Consider the following 942-nt stretch of genomic DNA (forward strand, 5'->3'; position numbering starts at 1 on the left):
GGTCTTGGAGGCCTGGGTGATCGCCGCGAGCTGATCCTCGTAGATCATCTGGGAATCGTGCAACAAACGCCCGATCAGAGTCGACTTGCCGTCATCGACGCTCCCGCAGGTAATGAAGCGGAGCAGGTCCTTGTTTTCGTGCTCGTGCAGGTAGGACTCGATATCGTCGGCGATCAGCGATGACTGGTGTGACATAGCAAAACCTTAGAAATAAGAGAGAAGAAGGAAGGGGGAAGAAACCCACTCACCCCACGTCGAAGTCGGCTTGCCTACGCATCAGCCCCGTCAACATGGCGGCGATCTCTTTGGTTTCCGCTACCCATTGGCGCCCTTTGTCTCTCGTGATGTAGTCGATTTCCATACCGATGTAGATCTGGGTCCGTAACTCGGCACACGATCCCTTGGCGATATGAAGAAACTTGACCCGGTCTTTGACGGTTGGCCTTGTCATGCCTTCAGCGATATTACTGGGCACGGAAAGACCTGAACGGGTGATTTGGTCTTTGAAGCCGAAATCGCGAGAATCGCTGAAGTGACGATAGAGATCAGCGGACAAGCGTGCCGACCGCTTCCAGACATCCAACTGCTCAAAGTCCATGCCCTCTTTCCTCTTCAGCTTTTCTTCCCGCTTCCAGGCGCGAAGCGCCGCTCTTCCAGCTTCTACCTTCCCTCTTCCGTCTTTCTAACGCGCCGGAGGCGCGTTAGAAGTACCCCTCCCGTTTCTTGCGTTCCATGGACCCTGCCTGGTCTTTGTCGATGGCGCGGCCGGAGCGTTCGCTGGTCTTGGTCAGCAGCATTTCCTGGATGATTTCGGGCAGCGTGGTGGCGTGTGATTCCACGGCGCCGGTGAGCGGGTAGCAGCCCAGCGTACGGAAACGCACCCATTTCTCTTCGGGGACTTCGCCTTCTTCCAGCGGCATGCGGTCGTCGTCGACCATGATG

At 56.6% G+C, this 942-nt stretch carries 2 protein-coding genes and 1 pseudogene; all 3 read right to left on the bottom strand.

Going from position 1 to position 942, the window contains the following annotated elements; all coding sequences use genetic code 11:
* On the bottom strand, positions 1-195 hold a 195-nt coding region (locus OP495_RS18410), incomplete at its 3' end, for a GTP-binding protein (protein WP_280571221.1).
* Positions 196-244: 49 nt separating this feature from the next.
* On the bottom strand, positions 245-598 hold the full coding sequence (locus OP495_RS18415) for a four helix bundle protein (RefSeq protein ID WP_280571223.1): 354 nt from the start codon (positions 596-598) through the stop codon (positions 245-247).
* A gap of 103 nt (positions 599-701) precedes the next feature.
* Positions 702-942: pseudogene (locus OP495_RS18420) on the bottom strand (sulfate adenylyltransferase small subunit); the annotation flags it as partial.

The sequence above is a fragment of the Chromohalobacter sp. 296-RDG genome, assembly GCF_029889885.1.
In the GTDB taxonomy this organism is placed as follows: domain Bacteria; phylum Pseudomonadota; class Gammaproteobacteria; order Pseudomonadales; family Halomonadaceae; genus Chromohalobacter.

Bases quoted from the DNA above. Each gene is read 5' to 3' on its own strand.
- OP495_RS18415 (WP_280571223.1), bottom strand. From the start codon at position 598: ATGGACTTTGAGCAGTTGGATGTCTGGAAGCGGTCGGCACGCTTGTCC.